The sequence below is a fragment of the Cupriavidus sp. a3 genome (assembly GCF_051015765.1).
In the GTDB taxonomy this organism is placed as follows: Bacteria; Pseudomonadota; Gammaproteobacteria; order Burkholderiales; family Burkholderiaceae; genus Cupriavidus; species Cupriavidus oxalaticus_A.
Genome location: NZ_CP170644.1, coordinates 1,915,532 through 1,936,024, shown reverse-complemented (window position 1 = coordinate 1,936,024; position 20,493 = coordinate 1,915,532). Strand labels below are relative to the sequence as shown.

The window sequence follows — 20,493 nt, the reverse complement described above, 5'->3', positions numbered from 1 at the left end:
CGCACGCTTCAACCTGTCCGGCCACGGCCGGCAACTTTACCAGGGAGCGTGGAGCATGGAAAAAGTCATCTATATCGTCTGGCGCGATCCGCGGAACGAGCCGGCGGAGTTCGCGCGCCGGTTGCGCACGACGCTGGCCGACAAGCTGCTGGCGCTGGGCGCGCGCGGATTGCAGGTCAACGTGGCGGATGACGCCGTGCTGCCTGCAGCGGGCCTGCGGCAGACGAACACCCGGCCGCAAATGGAAGGGCTGGTCTCGCTCTGGATCGACAGCGCCGTCGACCGCCTGCGCCAGCCGTTCGACCAGGCGGTCGAGGCCGCGGTCGGCCGCATGGCAGCGTACCTCGTCACGGAGTCCCAGCCGATCCGCAATACGCGTTTCCCCGTCGCGACGGGGGAGCGCACCCCCGGCTTCGCGCAACTGGCCTTCCTGACGCGCCCGCCGCGGCTCACGCCGCAGGCGTGGCTGGATACCTGGCACAACCATCACACCCAGGTGGCGGTCGAGACCCAGGATAACTTCCTGTACGTGCAGAACGTGGTGGTGCGGCCGCTCAGCTACGCCGCGCCACCTTGCGACGCGATCGTCGAGGAATGCTTCCCCGACGCGGCAATGACCGACCCGCAGGCGTTCTTCGACGCCGTCGGCGATGAAGAGAAGTTCCAGCGCAACCTGCAGGCCATGATGGCCAGCTGCCAGCGCTTCATCGACTTCGACAGGATCGACGTGGTCCCCACCAGCCAGTACGTCGTCCGCCCCGCCAGCGCCTGAATCCGGCCCCGGATCGGCTAGTCCCACTGGACGATGTGCCGGGTGGCCGCGCACGGAAGAATAGGTCTCATCAGCCCGCAGTGGCAACGAACAGAGGAGACCGGCATGTTGGATATCCGTGCGCTTGGCTACATCGTGGTCGAGTCCACCGACCTGGGGCAGTGGCGGCACTATGCCGAACAGGTGCTGGGCATGGCCTGCTCCGGCGCCCCGGGCGGCGCGCTGTACGTGAAGATGGATGAGCGCGACTACCGCTACCTGGTGGTGCGGGGCGCGCGCGACCGCTATCTCGCATCGGGTTGGGAACTGGCCGACGAGCTGGCCTATCGCCATGCGCTCGACACGCTGCGGCATGCCGACGTCGAAGTCGTGCACGCCAGCCCCGCGGAGCTGGCACAACGCCGCGTGCAGGCCATGGCGTGGTTCACCGATCCGTCGGGCAACCGCCACGAGATTTCATGGGGCATGCGCTCGGACTTCCTGCGCTTTGTCTCGCCGGTCGGCGTGCCGCGCTTCATCACCGACCCGATGGGCGCCGGCCATACCGTGCTGCCCGCGCCGGCCTTCGACCAGACCTACGCCTTCCTGCGCGACGTGATGGGCTTCGGCCTGTCCGACATCTACCGCGTGCGCTTCAGCAGCGATCCCGATGAGCCGGAGAAGCGCATCCACTTCCTGCACTGCGCCAACGGCCGCCACCACAGCCTGGCGATCTTCGAGATGCCGTCGGAAGCCGGCTGCATCCACGTGATGGCCGAAGTGCCCGACATGGCCGAGGTGGGGCGCGCGCTCGACCGCGTGCACCAGCACGGCGTGAAGCTGTCCGCCACGCTGGGCCAGCACTGCAACGACCGCATGACTTCCTTCTACATGAAGACGCCGGGCGGCTTCGACCTCGAATACGGGCACGGCGGACTGGTGGTGGACTGGGGCCACCACGCCGCCTACGAAGCCACGCGCGTCAGCCTGTGGGGACACGACTTCAGCATCGGATACCGCTAGACACCATGACCAAGACAATCGACAAGACCATGAGCGCGGCCGACGTGGTCGGCCAGCTCGCCGATGGCATGACCATCGGCATCGGCGGCTGGGGCCCGCGCCGCAAACCGATGGCGCTGGTGCGCGAGATCCTGCGCTCGCCGCTGAAGGACCTGACCCTGGTCGCCTATGGCGGCCCCGAGGTCGGCATGCTGTGCGCGGCCGGCAAGGTGCGCCGGCTCGTGTTCGGCTTTGTCTCGCTCGACGTGATCCCGCTCGAGCCATATTTCCGCCAGGCGCGCGAGCGTGGCTCGCTGGAAGTGACCGAGCTTGACGAAGGCATGTTGCAGCTCGGCCTGCGCGCGGCGGCGGCGCGGCTGCCGTTCCTGCCGACGCGCGCATCGCTGGGCACCGACGTGCAGGCGAGGAATCCGCAGCTGAAGACCGTGCGCTCGCCCTATGCCGATGGCGAGGTGCTGCTGGCGATGCCGGCGATCGAACTCGACGCGGCGCTGCTGCATGTGAACGAGAGCGATGTGCTCGGCAACACCCGCATCGACGGCCCCGATCCGTTCTTCGATGAGTGGTTCGCCCGCGCCGCGCGGCGCTGCTATGTGAGCTGCGAAACGCTGCATCCGCGTCTTGAAGAGGAGGACCTGGCGCACGCCCGCAGCAACCCCTTCGAACGCTCGCTGGTAACAGGCGTGGTGCACGCGCCCGCCGGTGCTCATCCCACCTCGTGCGCACCCGCCTATGGCTGGGACCTGCCGGCGCTGAAGGCGTACTGTGCCAGCGCCGAGGCCGAGGATGACGGCTTCCGCGCGTACCGCGACGAGGTGGTGGGCGCCAGCGAAGCGGCCTACCTGGAGCGCATCGGCGGCCTCGGCCACGTGCACGACCTGCCGCTGCCCGTCCTTTGAACCGCCGTCTGAACCCGCCAACCCAAGGAGCGACCGTGAGCGCCACTTATGAATTCACCCGCGCCGAGCTGATGATCGCCGCCGCCGCCCGCGCCTGGCGCGACGACGGCGAGGTGCTGGCCACCGGCATCGGCACCGGCCCGCGCATCGCCGCCGGCCTGGCGCGGCTTGCGCACAACCCAGGGCTGCTGATGACCGACGGCGAGGCCTACCTGGTGGAGACGCCGGTGCCGCTGGGTCCGCGCGAGGCCGGCTACAAGGTCCGCGCCAGCGGCTGGATGGGCTATTCGCGCGTGTTCGACTGCCTGTGGGGCGGGCGCCGCCACGCGCTGGTGATGCCGACGCAGATCGACCGCTTCGGGCAGGCCAATATTTCCTGCCTGGGCGGCACCCATGCTCAGCCTAAGACGCAGCTGCTCGGCGCGCGCGGTTTCCCGGGCAACAGCATCCACCACGCAAACTCCTTCTTCGTGCCGGGGCACAGCACGCGCGCGTTTGTCGGCGGCGAAGTCGACATGGTCTGCAGCGCCGGCTACAACCCGGCGCGCCTGATCGAAGGCATGCGCAGTTTCGTCGACCTGCGCGTGATCGTCACCGACCTGTGCGTGATGGATTTCGGCGGGCCTGCCCATGCCATCCGCGTGCGCTCGCTGCACCCGGGGGTGAGCTTCGAGCAGGTGCAGGCGGCGACCGGCTTTGCGCTGGCAAACGCCCCCGGCGAAGCCTTGCCGGAAACGGCGCCACCGACGCCGGAAGAGCTGCGGCTGATGGCCCGGCTCGATCCGCACAACCTGCGCGCCACGATCGTGCGCGGCAACCCTTCCGGACGCGCGTGAAACTGACATGACATCGCCTGCCATCGAACCCATCAGCCTGGGCCCGAACGCCGAGGTGCTCTACCAGGTTACGGACGGCATCGCCACCGTGACCATGAACCGGCCGCAGTTCCACAACGCCCAGAACTCGAAGATGACGTATGCGCTGGACGAGGCCTACCGGCGCGCTTCCGCCGACGACGCGGTCAAGGTCATCGTGCTGCGCGGCGCCGGCAAGCACTTCTCCGCGGGGCACGACATCGGCACGCCGGGGCGCGACATCAACGAGTCGTTCGAGCGCGCCTCGCTCTGGTACGACCACGTCAACAAGCCCGGCGGCGAGTTCCTCTATGCGCGCGAGCAGGAGGTCTACCTGGGCATGTGCCGGCGCTGGCGCGAACTGCCCAAGCCGACCATTGCGATGGTGCACGGCGCCTGCATTGCCGGTGGCCTGATGCTGGCCTGGGTGTGCGACCTGATCGTGGCCTCGGACGATGCCTTCTTTGCCGATCCGGTGGTGCGCATGGGCATCCCGGGCGTGGAGTACTTCGCGCATGCCTACGAGCTGCACCCGCGCATCGCCAAGGAGTTCCTGTTCCTGGGCGAGCGCATGGGCGCGCAGCGCGCCGAGCGCATGGGCATGGTCAACCGCGTGGTGCCGCGGGATGCGCTGGAGGACACCGTCTACGGCATGGCCGCCAGGGTCGCGCAGATGCCGCGGCTGGGCCTGACGCTGACCAAGCAGGCGGTCAACCATGTGGAAGACCTGCAGGGCAAGCGTACGGCGATGGATGCGGTCTTTGCCTGGCACCACTTCGCGCATGCGCACAACGAGCTGGTCAGCGGCGACAAGCTCGGCGGCTATGACGCGCGCGCCATGGCGGCGTCGCAACGCAGCGGCGGCGAGGAGAAGGCATGAGCACCGGCATGAGCAACGCGAGCCTGCACACCGTGCTTTGCGACCTGCTGGGCTGCCGCTACCCCATCGTCCAGACCGCGATGGGCTGGGTGGCGGACGCAAAGCTGGTCGCCGCCAGCGGCAACGCCGGGGCCTTTGGCTTCCTGGCCGGCGCAACCATTCCGTCCGGCGAGGTCGAGCAGGAGATCCTGCGCGTCAAGGCGCTCAGCGACCGGCCCTTCGGCATCAACTTCCACATGTTCCAGCCGAACGCGGACGAAGTGATCGAAATGGCGATCCGCCACCGGCTGCGCGCGGTCAGCTACGGGCGCGGCCCTGACGCGAAGATGGTCGGCCGGCTCAAGGCGGCGGGGATCGTCTGCATGCCGACGGTCGGCGCCGGCAAGCATGCGGCCAAGGCCGTGGAGATGGGTGCGGACGTGGTCACCGTGCAGGGCGGCGAGGGTGGCGGCCATACCGGCGGCACGCCGACAACGCTGCTGCTGCCGCAGGTGCTGGACAGTGTCAGCGTGCCGGTGGTGGCCGCGGGCGGCTTCTTCGACGGCCGCGGGCTGGCCGCCGCGCTGGCCTATGGCGCGGCCGGCGTGGCCATGGGCACGCGCTTCCTGATGTCGGCCGAATCGCCGGTGCCGGCGCAGACGCTGGAGCGCTACGTCAAGGTGCGCGACCCGGGCCGGATCCGCGTGTCGCTGGCCATTGACGGGCTGCCGCAGCGGATGATCGACAACACGCTGCTGCTGGAACTGGAGAAAGCCGGCCCGTGGCGGCGCACCTGGCTGGCGCTGTCGGCCGCGCGCAAATGGCAGGCGCGCACCGGCATGCGCAGCGCACAGATGCTGGCGACTGCCTGGCGCGCGATGCGCGAGCAGGACTACAGCGCCGCGCAGACGCTGATGGCCGCCAACGCGCCGGTGCTGATCCAGCGCGCGATGGTGGAAGGGTGTCCGGATGAAGGCGTGTTGCCCAGCGGGCAGGCAGCGGCGGTAATCGGCGCGATCGAATCGTGCGAGCAGATCGTTTCCGGCATGGCCGCGCAGGCGCAGGCACGGCTCGAGGCGCTGGCAGGAGCCGGACTGGCTGCAGCGGCCTGACCTACAGACAGATGAGACCATGCAAATGAACCACAAGACCGGGCCGTTCCGCATCGACACCGCCGACGGCATCGCCGAACTGGTGATCGACCATCCGCCCGTCAACGCGCTCGACAACGCCGGCTGGCACGCGCTGGCGGCCGCCATTGATCGCCTGGGCGCGGACCCCGCCGTGCGCGTGATCGTACTGCGCGGCGAAGGGCGCGGCTTCTGCGCGGGCGTCGATATCAAGGAGCTGTCCGCACACCCCGAGCGCATCGTCGAGGTCAATGCCGGCAACTACGCCACCTTCCGCGCCGTGCACCGCAATCCCAAGCCGGTCATCGTGGCCGTGCACGGCTTTGTGCTCGGCGGCGGCATCGGCATCTGCGGCGCCGCCGACATCATCGTCGCGTCGGATTGCGCGCGCTTTGGCGTGCCCGAAATCGACCGCGGCGCCATGGGCGGCGGCGCGCACCTGCAGCGCATGTTCGGCGTGCAGAAGGTCAGGGCGATGTACTTCACCGGCGAGATGATCGATGCCGCCGAAGCGTACCGGCTCGGCGCGGTCGAGCGCGTGGTTTCGCGTGTCGAGCTGCGCGACGCGGCCATGACCCTGGCCCGCCAGATCGCCGCCAAGAGCCCTGCCATGCTGCAGCTCGCCAAGGAAGCGCTCAACGGCGTCGAAGACGGCAACCTGGAGGACAAGTACCGCTGGGAGCAGGGCTTCACGCTGCAGGCCTATATGAGTGCGGATTCCGGCGAGGCGCGCGCCGCGTTTGTCGAACGGCGCGAAGCCAGCTTTTCACAAGGGGCGCGCGATGCAGCTTGAATACACCGACGCCCAGCGCGCCTTCCGCGCCGAGGTGCGCGACTGGATGGCCGCGCACGTACCGCGTTCGCCGCTGGCCAGCTTCGACACCGGGGAAGGCTTTGCCCAGCACCGCGCCTGGGAAGCCACCCTCAACCAGGGCCGCTGGAGCATGGTCACGTGGCCGGCCGAACTGGGCGGGCGCGGCTGCGACCTGATCGAGTGGCTGATCTTCGAGGAGGAGTACTGGCGTGCCGGCGCGCCGATGCGCGTCAACCAGAACGGCATCTTCCTGCTCGGTCCGACGTTGATGGAGTTCGGCACCGCGGCGCAGAAGGCGCGTTTCCTGCCGCGCATGGCCTCCGGCGAGCATATCTGGGCGCAGGGCTGGTCCGAGCCAAACGCCGGCTCCGACATGGCCGCGATCCGCTGCAGCGCGATCCGCGATGGCGATGACTATGTGATCAACGGCCAGAAGATCTGGTCGACGCGGGCGGTTTGGGCGGACTGGCTGTTCGGGCTGTTCCGCACCGACCCGGCCTCGACGCGCCACCACGGGCTGACCTTCGTGCTGGTGCCGCTCGATACGCCGGGCATCACCGTGCGCCCGATCCGCCAGCTCAACGGCCAGACCGGCTTTGCCGAGATCTTCTTCGACGACGTGCGCGTGCCGGTGGAGAACCGGCTGGCCGCGGAAGGCGCCGGCTGGCAGGTGGCCATGGCCACTGCCGGCTTCGAGCGCGGACTGATGCTGCGTTCGCCCGCCCGCTTCCAGGAGACCGCCCGCGCGCTGGTCAGGCTGTACCAGGCCAACCGCGATGCGGCTGACCGCGACCCCTCGCTGCGCGACGCGGTGCTGCGCGCATGGATGGATGCGGAGGCCTACACGCTCTCGACCTACGCCACCGCGAGCCGGCTGGTGCGGGGCGGCCCGAATGCTCATATCGGCGCGGAATCGAGCACGAACAAGGTGTTCTGGTCCGAGCTGGACATCCATATGCACGATACCGCGCTGGCCATCCTGGGGCAGGCCGCAGAAGTCGCGCCAGCGGGCCAGCCGCCGGGTTCTCTCGGCCACTGGCTGGATGGCTTCCTGTTCTCGCAGGCCGGGCCGATCTATGCCGGCACCAACGAGATCCAGCGCAACATCGTCGCCGAGCGCCTGCTTGGCATGCCGCGCGCATGACGGCACCCGGGGGAAACACCATGGATTTCGCATTGACCGAAGAGCAGGAACAGTTTGCCGAGGCGATCCGGCGCTTCCTGATGACCGAGATGACGCCCGAGCTGACGCGCGAGCTGTGGAGCACCGGGACCGGCCGCTCCGACGCGCTGTGGCGCCAGCTTGCCGACCAGGGACTGACCGCGCTGATGGTGCCGCAGGAGCAGGGCGGGCTGGGGCTGGGCGAGGTGGAATGGGCGCCGCTGGCGCAGGCATGCGGCTACTTCGCGCTGCCTGAGCCGCTGCTCGACACCGCGCTGGTGGCAACCGGCCTGCTGCGCGATGCACTGGCGCTCGGGCCACACCCGGCGCCCCACGCGGCGGCGCGCGAGCGCTGCGCCGCGCTGCTGGAGCGCATCGCCGGCGGCGATGCCCGCGTGGCGGTCGCGCATCCGCAGGAGCGGCTGGTGGCCGACGCCCATGTCGCCGACGCCATCCTGTGCGCGCATGAAGGCACGGTCCACCTGCTGCGGCCAGCCCAGGCCACGCTGACGGCGCGCAGCGGCCTCGATCCGTCGCGCCGGCTGTTCGAGCTGGCGTGGACGCCGGCCCCTGACACTGAGCTGATCCCCGCCGGCACTGGCCTGTGGGACATGGCACTGAACCGCGGCGCGCTCGGCGTGGCCGCGCAGCAGATGGGCCTGACGCAGCGCATGCTGGACCTGGCGATCGACTACAGCGCGCAGCGCAAGCAGTTCGGCAAGGCCATCGGCGCCTACCAGGCGGTCAAGCACCTGCTGGCCGACGTGGCGATCCAGCTCGAGTTCGCCAAGCCGGTGCTGCTGCGCGCCGCCGCGGCGCTGGCGCATGGCTTGCCGCACGCAGGAATGCATGTCTCGCATGCCCGCGTCGCGGCCGCGCGCTGCGCATGGACCGCGGCACGCCAGGCCATCCAGGTGCATGGCGCGATGGGCTACACCTGGGAGCTGGACCTGCAGATCTTCACCAAGCGTGCCTGGGCCCTGGCGGGAAGCTGGGGCGACCGCGCCTTCCACAAGGCGCGCCTGGGCGCGCACATCCTGGACGGCGAGCATGCCCTCGGCGCCGGCGCCACGTTTGCCTGAATTGCCCGATCCCAAGGAGAACCATGACCATGAAAGACGCCTATATCGTTGATGCCCTGCGCACGCCCACCGGGCGCCGCAAGGGCGGACTGTCGCACGTGCACGGCGCCGACCTGGGCGGCTTCGTGCTGGCCGAGCTGGTGCGCCGCAACGGCATTCCCGCGGAAGACTACGACGACGTTGTGTTCGGCTGTGTCGACACCATCGGCCCGCTGGCCGGCAATATCGCGCGCAGCGCGTGGCTGGCCGCCGGCCTGCCGCTGACGGTGCCGGGCGTGACCGTTGACCGCCAGTGCGGCTCGTCGCAGCAGGCCGTGCACTTTGCCGCGCAGGCGGTGATGAGCGGCACGCAGGACGTGGTGATCGCGGGCGGCGTGCAGACCATGACGCAGATCTCGATCTCGTCGGCCATGCTGGCCGGGCAGGCGCTGGGCTTTGCCGATCCGTTCTCGGGCAGCAAGGGCTGGCAGGCGCGCTTCGGCGATGCGCCGGTGTCGCAGTTCCATGCCGCGCAGCGCATTGCCGAGCACTGGAAGCTGTCGCGCGAGGCGATGGAAGCCTATGCGCTGCAAAGCCACCAGCGCGCCGCGGCCGCGATCGAGGGCGGCCGCTTTGCCCGCGAGATCGTGCCGTGCGAGGGCGTGAAGCATGACGAGACGCCGCGCCCCGATACCACGCTGGCCAGGATGGCCGCGCTGGAACCGCTGATGCCGGGCAGTGCGCTGACCGCCGCGGTGTCCAGCCAGACCGCCGACGCCGCCGCCGCGCTGCTGATCGTTTCCGAAGACGCGCTCAAGCGCTACCAGCTCAAGCCGCGGGCGCGCATCGCGCATATGAGCGTGATGGGCGACGACCCGCTGTGGATGCTGACGGCGCCGGTCCCCGCGACCAAGCGCGCGCTGGAGCGCAGCGGCTTGCGCCTGGCGGATATCGACGTGGTCGAGATCAACGAAGCCTTCGCCTCGGTGGCGATGGCCTGGCTGGCCGAGACCGGCTACGCGCCCGAGCGCACCAACCCCAACGGCGGCGCGATCGCGCTGGGCCACCCGCTGGGCGCCACCGGCGCGCGCCTGATGACCACGCTGCTGCACGAACTCGAACGCACCGGCGGCCGCTACGGCCTGCAGACCATGTGCGAGGGCGGCGGGCTGGCCAACGTCACCATCATCGAACGGCTGTAAGGAGACCGCCATGGGAATCTGCGACGGACGCACTGTCATCATCACCGGCGCCGGCGGCGGGCTGGGGCGCGCCTATGCACTGGCCTTCGGCGCCGAGGGCGCTAATGTGGTCGTCAACGACATCCGGCGCGAGGCGGCCGAGGCGGTCTGCGCGGAGATCCGCGCAGCCGGCGGCAGTGCGCTGGCCAGCGATGACGACATCACGCAGCTGGCCACCGCGCAGCGCATCGTCGATGCCGCGGTCGAGGCCTTCGGCGAGGTGCACGTGCTGGTCAACAACGCCGGCATCTGCCGCGACCGCATGTTCGTCAGCCTGACCGAGGCGGACTGGGACGACGTGATGCGTGTGCACCTGCGCGGCCACTTCTGCCTGGCCAACCTGCTGGCCAGGCGGTGGCGCGATGCGGCCAAGGCCGGCCGCGCCGTCGACGCGCGCATCATCAACACCAGCTCCGGCGCGGGCCTGCAGGGCTCGGTCGGACAGTCCAACTACGCCGCCGCCAAGGCCGGCATTGCCGCGCTGACGCTGGTGCAGGCCGCCGAGCTGGGCCGCTATGGCATCACCGCCAACGCGCTGGCGCCGGCCGCGCGCACCGGCATGACCGAGCAGGTGTTCGCCGCCATGATGAAGGCGCCGGAAGGCGGCTTCGACTACTACGATCCGGCCAACGTTGCGCCGCTGGTGGTGTGGCTCGGCAGCGCGGACTCGGCGCAGGTCAACGGCCGCATGTTCGAGGCGGCCGGCGGCATGGTGTCGCTTGCCGATGGCTGGCGCACCGGGCCGAAAGCCGACAAGGGCGGGCGCTGGCAGCCGGCAGAAGTGGGCGCGGCGGTGGCCGGACTGCTGGCGCAGGCGCAGCCGCCGCAGGCGGTCTACGGCACCTGAGCGCGACGGCCATGGACTTCTCTCATTCCGTGGAATTTGGCGTCGAACACCAGATGGTCCGCGACAGCGCGCGCGACTACCTCGCCGTGCACAGCGATTCGGCGGCGGTGCGGCGCGCGACCGAGGCGGGTCCGGCGCACGATGACGCGCTGTGGCGCGCAATCGCGGGCGAGCTTGGCTGGTGCGGCATCGCGTTGCCCGAAGCGGTGGGCGGCGCCGGCCTGGGCGCTCCCGGGCTGGTGCTGCTGCAGGAGCAACTGGGACAGCGCCTGGCTTGCGTGCCGTTCTGGTCGACGGCGTGCGTGGCGGCGCCGTGGCTGCAGGGCAGCGTCGGCCACAGCGCGCAGTGGCTGGAACGATTGGCTGCTGGCGAGTGCCGCGCCGCGGCAGTGCTGCCGGACGATGGCGGCTGGCACTACGACGGTGTCGCGATCACCGCGCAGGCAGGCGCGGACGGCTTCGTGCTGCGCGGCAGCGCCGGCCAGGTGGCCGATGCCGCTGGCGCCGACTGGTTGCTGGTGCCGGCACGGCTCGATGACGGCTCGCCCGCGCTGTTCCTGCTGGAACCCGCTGCGCTGGCGCAGGATGCGCGCTTCGTGCTGGCGCCGCTGGACACGCTCGACCGCACGCGGCCGCTGGCATCGCTGCGGCTGGACGGCCTGTCCGTTGCGCCAGGTGCCTGCCTGGTACGCGGGAACGACGCGGCGCAGGGCCTGGCCCGGGCCTGGTGGCACGGCAAGCTGATGCTGGCGGCGGAGCAGCTCGGCGCGGCCCAGCAGTGCCTGGACCTGACCGTCGCCTATGCGTCGGAGCGCATCCAGTTCGGCCGCGCCATCGCTTCGTTCCAGGCGGTCAAGCACCGCTGCGCGCAGATGATGGTGCTGGTCGAGGCCGCACGCTCGGCGGTGTATGGCGCGGCGCAGGCGTGGGAATCGGAGCCTGCCGACCAGGCCCGCCTCGACATCGCCGCCGCTTCCGTCGCGGCCGACGATGCCCTGCGCTTCTGTGCGCAGGAGGCCATCCAGCTGCATGGCGGCGTTGGCTTTACCTGGGAATATGACCCCCAGCTCTATTTCAAGCGCGCACAGGCTGCCGGCCACTGGCTGGGCGGCGCCCGGGCAGCGCTCGCATATCTCGCAGACCATGGCCCGCAAGCCTGGAGGACAGCATGAGCGCGCATGAAGAGCAGGCATTCCGCGCCGAGGTGGCGCAGTGGATGGTCGCCAACCTGGCCGGCGAGTTCGCCTGCCTGAAGCACCGCGGCGGCCCCGGCGACGAAGAGGCCTTCCCCAAACTGCGCAAGGCGTGGGAACGGCGCCTGGCCGAGGGCGGCTGGACCGGGCTGGGCTGGCCGCGCGCGCATGGCGGGCGCGAGCTGCCGGTGATGCAGCAGGTGATCTTCCACGAGGAATACGCGCGCGCCGGCGGCCCGGGCCGCATGGGTCATATCGGCGAAGGGCTGATTGGCCCGACCCTGATCGCCTTCGGCACCGCGGACCAGAAGGCGCGCCTGCTGCCCGGCATCCGCAACGGCACCACATTCTGGTGCCAGGGCTATTCAGAGCCCGGCGCGGGCTCGGACCTGGCCAATGTGCGCACGCGCGCGGTCCGCGATGCCGCCAGCGGCGACTGGCTGGTCAGCGGCCAGAAGGTGTGGACCTCGCTCGCGCACGATTCGGACTGGATTTTCGTGCTGGCGCGCTGCGAGCCCGGCTCGCGCGGCAGCAAGGGGCTGGTGTTCCTGATGCTGCCGCTGGACCAGCCCGGCATCGAGATCCGCCCGATCCGGCAGATGGGCGGCGGCGCCGAATTCAACGAGGTGTTCTTCGACGGTGCGCGCGCCGCGGCTGCCGACGTACTGGGCGAGCCTGGCGACGGCTGGCGCATCGCCATGGCGCTGCTCGGCTTCGAGCGCGGCATCTCCACGCTCGGCCAGCAGATGCAGTTCACGCATGAGCTGGAATGGGTGGCGCAGGCCGCGCGCGACAACGGCAGCAGCCGCGACGCGCTGGTGCGCCAGCGCATCGCGCGCGCCTGGGCCGGCCTGCGCGTGATGCGCGCCAATGCGCTGCGCATGCTGGCCGGTGCGGCGCAGGCCGGGCAGGACGGCGGCACTGCCTTGCAGCGGGAGGCGCTGATCTACAAGTACTACTGGTCCAACTGGCACCGCGACCTTGGCCAGCTCGCGCTGGACGTGCTGGGCCCGCTCGCCAACGTGCTCGACCCCGGTGACACGCGCCGCACCCGGCTGCAGCAGATGGCGCTGTTCTCGCGCGCCGACACCATCTACGCCGGCACCAACGAAATCCAGCTCAACATCATCGCCGAACGCGGGCTGGGCATGCCGCGCGAGGCCCGAGGACAGTCATGACCCTGAACACCGAAGCTCCCGCAGTGCCGGCCTATGTGCCCGGCCACCAACTGCTCGCCGGCAAGAGCGTTCTGATTACCGCCGCGGCCGGCGCCGGCATCGGCTTTGCCGCCGCGCGCCGCTGTGCGGAGGAGGGCTGCCGCGCGCTAATGATTTCCGATATCCATCCGAAGCGGCTGGACGAGGCGGTCGAAAGCCTGCGCGCGGAAACCGGCCTGCAAGCCATTCACGGCCAGCTGTGCGATGTGTCCGACGAAGCGCAGGTACGCGCACTCGTGGCCGCCGCCGAGGAAGCGCTCGGCGGTACCGACGTGCTGATCAACAACGCCGGCCTGGGCGGCTCGCGCCGCCTAGTTGATATGGACGATGCCGAGTGGTCGCGCGTGATCGATATTTCCCTCACCGGCACCTTCCGCATGACGCGCGCGATGCTGCCGCATATGCAGGCGCGCCGGCGCGGCGCCATCGTCAACAACGCGTCGGTGCTCGGCTGGCGCGCGCAGAAGGAGCAGTCGCACTATGCCGCGGCCAAGGCCGGGGTGATGGCGCTGACGCGCTGCAGCGCGATGGAGGCCGCGGAATTTGGTGTGCGCATCAATGCCGTGGCGCCGAGCATCGCGCTGCACGACTTCCTGAAGAAGTCGGCGCCGGCGGACCTGCTGCGGCAACTCAGCGAACGCGAGGCGTTCGGGCGTGCGGCGGAGGTGTGGGAGGTGGCCAATGTGATGGTGTTTCTGGCTAGTGACTATGCGTCGTACATGACGGGGGAAGTGTTGCCGGTGAGCAGCCAGCGGGCCTGAAAGGCTGAAAGTTGGTGCCGGCGGTATGCGAAAGCGTTGGGGCTAGCCACCACCCCTCGCAGGCGCTCCCCTCTCCAGCGCGCGGGAGAGGGGAGCAAACCAGACGGGAGTGATGGACTCGTCGGCAAGTCAGGCCGCCATGGTGAAGAAACACAGGAAACAGCAATGCCAAGAATCTTCCGTTCAGCCGAAGACATCCACGCCGCCGTCGGCCAACCCCTCGGCGAAAGCGCCTGGACGCGCATCACCCAGGACCAGGTCACCCAGTTCGCCCACGCCACCGGCGACCACCAGTGGCTCCACGTCGACCCCGAACGCGCCGCGCAAGGTCCCTACGGCGCCTGCATCGCCCACGGCTACCTGACGCTAGCGCTGGTCAACCAGTTCCTGCCCGAGCTGGTCACCGTCGAAGGCATGAAGTTCGGCGTCAACTACGGCTGCGACAAGGTGCGCTTCCCGGCCCCGGTGAGGGTGGGCGCCCGCGTGCGCGGCGTGGGTGAGTTGATACGAGCCGAGCCGTTGCAGGGCGGCGTGCAGTCGGTGGTGCGCATGACGGTGGAGATTGAAGGCGAAGCCAAGCCCGCCTGCGTGGCCGAGACGATCAGCCGCTACTACTTCTGAAACAGGAATCCAGCATGAATGAAGCAGTCATTGTCGCCGTCGCGCGCACCCCCATCGGCAAGGCGTTCCGTGGCGCCTTCAACGATACCGAAGCCCCGGTGCTGGGCGGCCACGTGGTGCGCGCGGTGGTCGAGCGCGCCGGCGTGGACCCGGCCGAGGTGGACGACGTGCTGATCGGCGCGGCCGCGCAGCAGGGCACGCAGGGCTACAACCTGGGCCGCCTGTGCGCGGTCGCGGCCGGCATGCCGGACAGCGTGCCCGGCATGACCATGGACCGCATGTGCGGCTCGGGCCTGATGACGATCGCCGCGGGCGCCCGTGCGATCCAGTGCGGCGAGGCCGGCATCATCGTCGCCGGCGGCGCGGAGTCGATCTCGCTGACGCAGAACAAGCATAAGAACGGCTACCGCGCCCAGTCCGAAGCGGTGGTGGCGCGCCAGCCGGCCGCCTACATGGCGATGATCGAGACCGCCGAGGTGGTGGCGCGCCGCTACGGCATCAGTCGCGCCGAGCAGGATGCCTACGCCTGGCGCAGCCAGCAGCGCACCGCCGAGGCGCAGCGGCGCGGCGCCTTCGACGACGAGATCGTGCCGCTGGCAACGCGCCGCGCGCTGTTCGACAAGGCCGGCGCACTGGCCGGGCACGAGACCGTAACGCTGGCGCAGGACGAATGCAACCGGCCCGATACCACGGCTGCAAGCCTGGCTGCGCTCAAGCCGGTCTGGAGCGGCGGGCAGGCGGTGGCCGAGGGCGAGCACATCACCGCCGGCAATGCCTCGCAACTGTCTGACGGCGCCGCCGCGGTGCTGCTGATGAGCGCGGACGAGGCGCGCCGCCGCGGCCTGCGCCCGCTGGGCCGCTATCGCGGCATGGCGGTGGCGGGCTGTGCGCCGGACGAGATGGGCATCGGTCCGGTGTTTGCCGTGCCGAAGCTGCTCGCGCGCCATGGCATGACGGTGGCGGATGTGGGCCTGTGGGAGCTGAACGAGGCCTTTGCCTGCCAGGTGCTGTACTGCCAGCGGGAGCTGGGTATCCCGGATGCGCGGCTGAACGTGAATGGCGGCGCGATCTCGGTTGGGCATCCGTTCGGCATGTCGGGCGCGCGCATGACTGCGCATGCGCTGGTCGAAGGGCGTCGCCGCGGCGTGCAGCAGGCGGTGGTGACGATGTGCATTGGTGGCGGGATGGGTGCTGCGGCGCTGTTCGACGTCCTGTAGCAAACATTCAGCTTATGGAAGCAGCCCCGGCACGGACGGCCCGCCACGAGGCCACCTGCCACCGCTCCACTCGGAGGACACATCATGAAACGACTGATCGGCCTCGCCATGTCGCTGGCGGTGCTGGCCACCGCGGTCTGGGCCTTCGCGCCGCGCCCGCTGCCGCCGTTCCCGGCCACCGCACTGCGCGCCGACGGCCTGCAGATCAACGGCATCGCCCGCGCCGGCGAGCGCCTGGTGGCCGTGGGCGAGCGCGGCAAGATCCTGTTCAGCGATGACCGGGGCGGCGACTGGCGCGTGGCCGCCGTGGACAAGCCCCAGGGCGCCACGCTGACGCAGGTGGCCTTTGCCGACAGCCGCCATGGCATCGCCGTCGGCCACAGCGGCCTGATCCTGCGCACGGAAGATGGCGGCACGCACTGGCAGCAGGTCGCCTTCGACGCGAAATCGTCCGACCCCTTGCTGGGTGCCCTGGCGCAACGCAACGGGCCGTGGTTCGCTGTGGGCAGCTTCGGGCGGTTCCTGGTCTCGCGCGACCAGGGCAGGCATTGGGAAGAGGCCGCCCGCAATGCCAACTCAGCCATGCAGGACCGCCATCTCAACGCCATCGCCGGCGACGGGAACGGACGCCTGATGCTGGTCGGTGAAGCAGGGCTGGTGCTGCGCTCCACCGATGGCGGCAGCCGCTGGGAGCCAGTCAAGACCCCCTATGAAGGCTCGCTGTACGGCGTGCTGCCGCTGCGCGACGGCGCCTGGCTGGCCTTCGGCATGCGCGGCAATGCGCTGCGCAGCGACGACTTCGGCACCACCTGGCAGGCCGCGGAAACCGGCTTGCGGACCTCGTTCTTCGGCGGCGCCGAATTGCCCGACGGCCGCATCGTGCTGGCCGGGCAGGGCGGCACGCTGGTGATGTCCGCGGATGGCGGACGCCACTTCGCGCCGTTGCCGGCCGGCAGCCCGCAGACGCTGGCCGCGCTGGTGCCTGCCGGCACGGACAAGCTGGCGCTGGGCGGCAGCAGCGGCCTGGCCGGCGCGACGCTCGCCGCAAATCGCTGAACCCCCGGTTGAACCCCCGCCTGACCGAACGCGAGAACGATCATGACCCGCCCCCAATCCTCCGGCCGCCTGGGCCGCTTCGTCGATGCCTGCGCCAGCGTGCTGATGCACCGGCGCCGCCTGCTGCTGTTGCTGTGCCTGGCCGTGACCGTGGCGCTGGGCTTCTCGGCCACGCGCCTGCGGCTCGATCCCGGCTTCAACAAGATGATCCCGCTGCAGCACCCCTACATGCAGGTGTTCACCAAGTACGCGAGCACCTTCTCCGGTGCCAATACGGTGCTGGTAAGCCTGCGCTGGAAGGGCGACGGCGACATCTACAACGCCGCCTTCATGGACAAGCTGCGCCACGCCACCGATGAAGTCTTCTTCATCCCGGGCGTGGACCGCTCCCGCGTGTTCTCGCTGTTCACGCCCAACGTGCGCTACACCGAGGTGACGGAGGCCGGCTTCCGCGGCGACGTGGTGGTGCCGGGGCGCTTCTCGGGCGCGCCGGACGAGCTCGACAAGGTGCGGCGCAACGTGGCGCGCTCCGGGCAGATCGGCCGGCTGGTCAGCAATGACCTCAGGTCCGCGCTGATCCGCGCGGAGCTGCGCGAGACCGATCCGGCCACCGGCAAGACCATCGACTACGGCTCCGTCGCACGCCAGCTGGAGAAGATCCGCGCGCAATTCAGCGGCCAGGACGTCGAAGTCAATGTCGTCGGTTTTGCCAAGCTGGTGGGCGATGTCGAGGAGGGCATCGCCGGCGTGATGGGCTTCTTCGCGCTGGCCTTTGCCGTCACGGCGCTGCTGCTGTGGCTGTACACGCGCTCGCTGCGCATCACCGTGCTGGCGCTGGTGGTAGCGCTGCTGCCGGTGGGCTGGCTGCTGGGGCTGCTGCCGCTGCTGGGCTATGGCATCGACCCGATGTCGATCCTGGTGCCGTTCCTGATCTTCTCGATCGGGGTTTCGCACGCGGTGCAGATGACCAATGCCTGGAAGCAGGAGGTGGTGCAGGGGCACAGCCCGCGGGAGAGCGCCAGCGCGGCCTTCCGCAAGCTGTTCATTCCCGGCACGGTGGCGCTGCTGACCAATGCGCTGGGCTTCATGGTCATCATGCGCATCGAGATCGATATCGTGCGCGAGCTTGGCATCACCGCCTGCCTGGGCGTGCTGCTGATGATCGTGACCAACAAGGTGTTCCTGCCGATCCTGCTGTCGTACACGCGGCTGGAGCCGTCGGCGCTGGCACGGTCGCAGGCGCGGCGCGCGCAGGGTGGCGGCGGGCTGTGGCACAAGTTCGGCGCGTTGGCCCGTCCGGCTCCGGCACTCGGCGTTTTCGTCGCCGCGCTCGCCCTGCTGGCGGCGGGCGCGATCGAGTCGCGCGGCCTGAAGATCGGCGATGTCGGCAGCGGCGCGCCCGAGCTGCGCGCGGATTCGCGCTACAACCGCGACAGCGCCAGCATCGTCAGCCAGTACAACATCGGCTCGGATGCGCTCACCGTGGTGGTGGAGCCGACCGGCTTCGACGACGGCTGCCTGCACTACCCGGTGATGAGCGCGGTGGAACGCTTCGAAATGCATATGCGCGGCGTGTCCGGCGTGCAGTCGGTGGTGAGCGTGTCGTCGCTGGCCAAGGTGGTGATCGGCGCCTACAACGAGGGCAACCCGCGCTGGGAGGCGCTGCCGCGCAGCAGCGAGGGCCTGGGGCAGGGCGCCAAGGCCTACGACCCGGACAACGGCATGAACACGTCCAACTGCCAGGCGATCCAGGTGCTGATCTACACCGCCAACCACGAGGGCGCCACCATTGCCCATATCGTCCGTGAGATCCGCCGCTTTACCGCCGCCGACAAGACTCCCAATGTCGCGTTCCGGCTGGCAGGCGGCAATATCGGCGTGATGGCCGCCACCAACGAGGCCGTGGAAGAGGCCGAGGTGGCAATGCTGCTGGCGATCTTCGGCGCGATCACGCTGCTGTGCCTGCTGACGTTCCGCTCGTGGCGCGCGGTGCTGTGCATCATCGTGCCGCTGACGCTGGTGTCGGTGCTGTGCAATGCGCTGATGGCGCGCCTCGGCATCGGCCTGAAGGTATCGACGCTGCCGGTCATCACGCTGGGTGTTGGCGTTGGCGTGGACTATGGCATCTACCTGTACGAGCGCATCCAGCACCAGATCCGCGAGGAAGGGCAGGCGTTGCCGCAGGCATTCGCCGAGGCGATGCGCCAGCGCGGCTCGGCGGCGCTGTTCACGGCGCTGACGATGTGCATCGGGGTCGGCACATGGGCCTTTGCCGCGCTCAAGTTCCAGGCCGACATGGGGATCCTGCTGGCCTTCATGTTCCTGGTGAACCTGTTCGGCGCGGTGTCGCTGCTGCCGGCGCTGGCCGCGTGGCTGGGTGTCGAGCAGGAGGAGCGCGCCCGCGTGAAGGCAGGCGTTGCGGCAGATATTGCGGCAGGCGGAGACACGACGCCGCCCGCGCGTGCCCTCAAGTCCGATGCGGCTTGAACGTCGCGGATAAAAAGCGGAGAGACAGCATGCACGACACCCAGGCATCCGCAGCAACGGCTTTCACGCCGCTGCGCATCGGTCCGCTCACGCTGCGCAACCGCTTCATCAAGGCGGGCGCCAATGAAGGCATGACGCCGCACGGCTTGCCGACGCAGGCGCTGGTCGGGCACCACCGCGATCTCGCCGCCGGCGGCGTGGGCATGACCACGGTGGCCTACGCCGCCGTGGCCGACGACGGACTGACCTTCGCGCACCAGCTCAGCATGCGCCCGGAGCAGGTGCCATACCTGCGCGTACTGACCGACGCAGTGCATCGCGAAGGCGCGGCGGCCTGCCTGCAGATCACGCATGCAGGGTCGTTCACCACCATGCGCCACGGCGGCAGCCGCGCGCCGGGCAGCGCCTCATCCGGTCTCAATGCCTTCGGCATGATGCACGGCGTGTATTTCCAGCGCGCCATGCGCGAGGCGGACATGGCGCGCGTGGCCGGCCAGTTTGCCGCGGCGGCCAGGCTGGCGCGCGAAGCCGGCTTCGACGCGGTCGAGATCCATATGGGCCACGGCTACCTGCTCAACCAGTTCCTGTCGCCGCTGAGCAACCGGCGGCGCGACGCGTTCGGCGGCAGCGTGGAGAACCGCACCCGCTTCCCGGCCGCGGTGCTGCGGCAGGTCAAGGATGCCGTCGGCAACGGACTGGCCGTCTGCTGCAAGCTCAGCGTCAGCGACGGCGTGCCGGGCGGCAACCAGCCCGCGGACTCCGCCGTGACCGCGCGCATGCTGGAGGCGGAAGGGGCCGACCTGCTGACGCTCAGCGGCGGCCGCAACGTGGAAAGCCCGTGGGTGCTGTTCGGCAGCCCGATGCCTACGGCGCAGATGAAGGCCGCGGCCCCGACCGCGCTGGCGCGCTTCGGCATCACCATGCTGGAGCGCAGCACGCCGCGCGACCTGGCGTTCCGCGAGCTGTATTTCATCGAGGCGTCGCGCGTGGTGCGGCAGGCGGTGCACATGCCGCTGGCTTATGTCGGCGGCGTCAAGTCGCTCGACAACGTGGCGCAGCTGATGGCGGAAAGATTCGACTGCATCGCGCTGGCACGCGCGCTGATCCACGATCCCGCGCTGGTCGCCAACTGGCGCAGCGGCGCGGTGCGGCGCTCGGCCTGCGACAGCTGCAATGGCTGCGTGGCCAGGATCTACGATCCCGCCGGCGTCAGCTGCGTGCATGGCCCGGGCAACGATCCGGCGCTGACGCGCCTGGTCGCACTGCAGTAGTCCGATGGGACGATGAGGCAGCGGCCGGA

At 69.9% G+C, this 20,493-nt stretch carries 19 protein-coding genes; all 19 read left to right on the top strand.

Annotation, left to right across the window (positions count from 1 at the left end; translation table 11 throughout):
- The first annotated feature begins 55 nt into the window (after positions 1 to 55).
- The 19 genes from ACAD63_RS30595 to ACAD63_RS30505 all read left to right on the top strand — a co-directional run bounded on the left by ACAD63_RS30595 (position 56) and on the right by ACAD63_RS30505 (position 20,464).
- On the top strand, positions 56 to 772 hold the full coding sequence (locus ACAD63_RS30595; protein WP_135703609.1) for an EthD domain-containing protein: 717 nt from the start codon (positions 56 to 58) through the stop codon (positions 770 to 772).
- Positions 773 to 877: 105 nt separating this feature from the next.
- Positions 878 to 1,774 carry a VOC family protein gene (locus ACAD63_RS30590; protein ID WP_434034232.1) on the top strand — a complete coding sequence of 299 codons (897 nt, stop codon included), beginning with the start codon at positions 878 to 880 and terminating at the stop codon, positions 1,772 to 1,774.
- A 5-nt stretch (positions 1,775 to 1,779) separates the two neighbouring features.
- Positions 1,780 to 2,673, top strand: coding sequence for a CoA transferase subunit A (locus ACAD63_RS30585; protein ID WP_434034231.1), 894 nt, complete (start codon positions 1,780 to 1,782; stop codon positions 2,671 to 2,673).
- Positions 2,674 to 2,708: 35 nt separating this feature from the next.
- Entirely contained in the window at positions 2,709 to 3,509 is an 801-nt protein-coding gene (locus ACAD63_RS30580; protein WP_434034230.1) for a CoA-transferase subunit beta, read from the top strand.
- Between the two features lie 7 nt (positions 3,510 to 3,516).
- Positions 3,517 to 4,407, top strand: a complete 891-nt coding sequence (locus ACAD63_RS30575; RefSeq protein ID WP_195427936.1) for an enoyl-CoA hydratase — start codon at positions 3,517 to 3,519, stop codon at positions 4,405 to 4,407.
- An 8-nt stretch (positions 4,408 to 4,415) separates the two neighbouring features.
- Complete coding sequence (locus ACAD63_RS30570) at positions 4,416 to 5,498, top strand: NAD(P)H-dependent flavin oxidoreductase (protein WP_195427996.1); 1,083 nt, start codon at positions 4,416 to 4,418, stop codon at positions 5,496 to 5,498.
- Positions 5,499 to 5,517: 19 nt separating this feature from the next.
- Positions 5,518 to 6,309: an enoyl-CoA hydratase family protein gene (locus ACAD63_RS30565; protein WP_133094849.1), complete on the top strand. Its 792-nt coding sequence runs from the start codon at positions 5,518 to 5,520 to the stop codon at positions 6,307 to 6,309.
- Positions 6,299 to 7,474 carry an acyl-CoA dehydrogenase family protein gene (locus ACAD63_RS30560; protein WP_135703615.1) on the top strand — a complete coding sequence of 392 codons (1,176 nt, stop codon included), beginning with the start codon at positions 6,299 to 6,301 and terminating at the stop codon, positions 7,472 to 7,474. The genes ACAD63_RS30565 and ACAD63_RS30560 overlap by 11 nt, the downstream gene beginning before the upstream one ends.
- Before the next feature lie 20 nt (positions 7,475 to 7,494).
- Positions 7,495 to 8,574, top strand: a complete 1,080-nt coding sequence (locus tag ACAD63_RS30555; protein ID WP_135703616.1) for an acyl-CoA dehydrogenase family protein — start codon at positions 7,495 to 7,497, stop codon at positions 8,572 to 8,574.
- Between the two features lie 29 nt (positions 8,575 to 8,603).
- A complete protein-coding gene (locus ACAD63_RS30550) occupies positions 8,604 to 9,755 on the top strand; it encodes an acetyl-CoA C-acetyltransferase (protein WP_434034673.1) in 1,152 nt (383 codons plus the stop codon).
- 10 nt (positions 9,756 to 9,765) lie between these two features.
- Positions 9,766 to 10,641: an SDR family oxidoreductase gene (locus tag ACAD63_RS30545; RefSeq protein ID WP_135703617.1), complete on the top strand. Its 876-nt coding sequence runs from the start codon at positions 9,766 to 9,768 to the stop codon at positions 10,639 to 10,641.
- 11 nt (positions 10,642 to 10,652) lie between these two features.
- Positions 10,653 to 11,813 carry an acyl-CoA dehydrogenase family protein gene (locus tag ACAD63_RS30540; protein ID WP_434034229.1) on the top strand — a complete coding sequence of 387 codons (1,161 nt, stop codon included), beginning with the start codon at positions 10,653 to 10,655 and terminating at the stop codon, positions 11,811 to 11,813.
- Entirely contained in the window at positions 11,810 to 13,012 is a 1,203-nt protein-coding gene (locus ACAD63_RS30535; RefSeq protein WP_434034228.1) for an acyl-CoA dehydrogenase family protein, read from the top strand. The genes ACAD63_RS30540 and ACAD63_RS30535 overlap by 4 nt, the downstream gene beginning before the upstream one ends.
- On the top strand, positions 13,009 to 13,812 hold the full coding sequence (locus ACAD63_RS30530) for an SDR family oxidoreductase (protein WP_133094855.1): 804 nt from the start codon (positions 13,009 to 13,011) through the stop codon (positions 13,810 to 13,812). Before ACAD63_RS30535 ends, ACAD63_RS30530 begins: the two co-directional genes overlap by 4 nt.
- A gap of 165 nt (positions 13,813 to 13,977) precedes the next feature.
- Positions 13,978 to 14,433: a MaoC family dehydratase gene (locus ACAD63_RS30525; RefSeq protein WP_135703621.1), complete on the top strand. Its 456-nt coding sequence runs from the start codon at positions 13,978 to 13,980 to the stop codon at positions 14,431 to 14,433.
- 14 nt (positions 14,434 to 14,447) lie between these two features.
- Complete coding sequence (locus tag ACAD63_RS30520) at positions 14,448 to 15,650, top strand: acetyl-CoA C-acyltransferase (RefSeq protein ID WP_135703622.1); 1,203 nt, start codon at positions 14,448 to 14,450, stop codon at positions 15,648 to 15,650.
- Positions 15,651 to 15,734: 84 nt separating this feature from the next.
- The gene (locus ACAD63_RS30515) at positions 15,735 to 16,706 is read left to right on the top strand and encodes a WD40/YVTN/BNR-like repeat-containing protein (RefSeq protein WP_195427931.1); all 972 of its coding nucleotides are present in this window, start codon (positions 15,735 to 15,737) and stop codon (positions 16,704 to 16,706) included.
- A 42-nt stretch (positions 16,707 to 16,748) separates the two neighbouring features.
- Positions 16,749 to 19,193 carry an efflux RND transporter permease subunit gene (locus ACAD63_RS30510; RefSeq protein WP_135703624.1) on the top strand — a complete coding sequence of 815 codons (2,445 nt, stop codon included), beginning with the start codon at positions 16,749 to 16,751 and terminating at the stop codon, positions 19,191 to 19,193.
- Positions 19,194 to 19,222: 29 nt separating this feature from the next.
- The gene (locus tag ACAD63_RS30505) at positions 19,223 to 20,464 is read left to right on the top strand and encodes an NADH:flavin oxidoreductase (protein ID WP_135703625.1); all 1,242 of its coding nucleotides are present in this window, start codon (positions 19,223 to 19,225) and stop codon (positions 20,462 to 20,464) included.
- Positions 20,465 to 20,493 lie beyond the last annotated feature (29 nt).

What these genes read in the sequence shown, in the direction of transcription:
- ACAD63_RS30595 (WP_135703609.1), top strand. Translation starts at nt 56, where the DNA reads ATGGAAAAAGTCATCTATATCGTCTGGCGCGATCCGCGGAACGAGCCG.
- ACAD63_RS30590 (WP_434034232.1), top strand. Translation starts at nt 878, where the DNA reads ATGTTGGATATCCGTGCGCTTGGCTACATCGTGGTCGAGTCCACCGAC.
- ACAD63_RS30585 (WP_434034231.1), top strand. Translation starts at nt 1,780, where the DNA reads ATGACCAAGACAATCGACAAGACCATGAGCGCGGCCGACGTGGTCGGC.
- ACAD63_RS30575 (WP_195427936.1), top strand. Translation starts at nt 3,517, where the DNA reads ATGACATCGCCTGCCATCGAACCCATCAGCCTGGGCCCGAACGCCGAG.
- ACAD63_RS30570 (WP_195427996.1), top strand. Translation starts at nt 4,416, where the DNA reads ATGAGCAACGCGAGCCTGCACACCGTGCTTTGCGACCTGCTGGGCTGC.
- ACAD63_RS30565 (WP_133094849.1), top strand. Translation starts at nt 5,518, where the DNA reads ATGCAAATGAACCACAAGACCGGGCCGTTCCGCATCGACACCGCCGAC.
- ACAD63_RS30560 (WP_135703615.1), top strand. Translation starts at nt 6,299, where the DNA reads ATGCAGCTTGAATACACCGACGCCCAGCGCGCCTTCCGCGCCGAGGTG.
- ACAD63_RS30555 (WP_135703616.1), top strand. Translation starts at nt 7,495, where the DNA reads ATGGATTTCGCATTGACCGAAGAGCAGGAACAGTTTGCCGAGGCGATC.
- ACAD63_RS30550 (WP_434034673.1), top strand. Translation starts at nt 8,604, where the DNA reads ATGAAAGACGCCTATATCGTTGATGCCCTGCGCACGCCCACCGGGCGC.
- ACAD63_RS30545 (WP_135703617.1), top strand. Translation starts at nt 9,766, where the DNA reads ATGGGAATCTGCGACGGACGCACTGTCATCATCACCGGCGCCGGCGGC.
- ACAD63_RS30540 (WP_434034229.1), top strand. Translation starts at nt 10,653, where the DNA reads ATGGACTTCTCTCATTCCGTGGAATTTGGCGTCGAACACCAGATGGTC.
- ACAD63_RS30535 (WP_434034228.1), top strand. Translation starts at nt 11,810, where the DNA reads ATGAGCGCGCATGAAGAGCAGGCATTCCGCGCCGAGGTGGCGCAGTGG.
- ACAD63_RS30530 (WP_133094855.1), top strand. Translation starts at nt 13,009, where the DNA reads ATGACCCTGAACACCGAAGCTCCCGCAGTGCCGGCCTATGTGCCCGGC.
- ACAD63_RS30525 (WP_135703621.1), top strand. Translation starts at nt 13,978, where the DNA reads ATGCCAAGAATCTTCCGTTCAGCCGAAGACATCCACGCCGCCGTCGGC.
- ACAD63_RS30520 (WP_135703622.1), top strand. Translation starts at nt 14,448, where the DNA reads ATGAATGAAGCAGTCATTGTCGCCGTCGCGCGCACCCCCATCGGCAAG.
- ACAD63_RS30515 (WP_195427931.1), top strand. Translation starts at nt 15,735, where the DNA reads ATGAAACGACTGATCGGCCTCGCCATGTCGCTGGCGGTGCTGGCCACC.
- ACAD63_RS30510 (WP_135703624.1), top strand. Translation starts at nt 16,749, where the DNA reads ATGACCCGCCCCCAATCCTCCGGCCGCCTGGGCCGCTTCGTCGATGCC.
- ACAD63_RS30505 (WP_135703625.1), top strand. Translation starts at nt 19,223, where the DNA reads ATGCACGACACCCAGGCATCCGCAGCAACGGCTTTCACGCCGCTGCGC.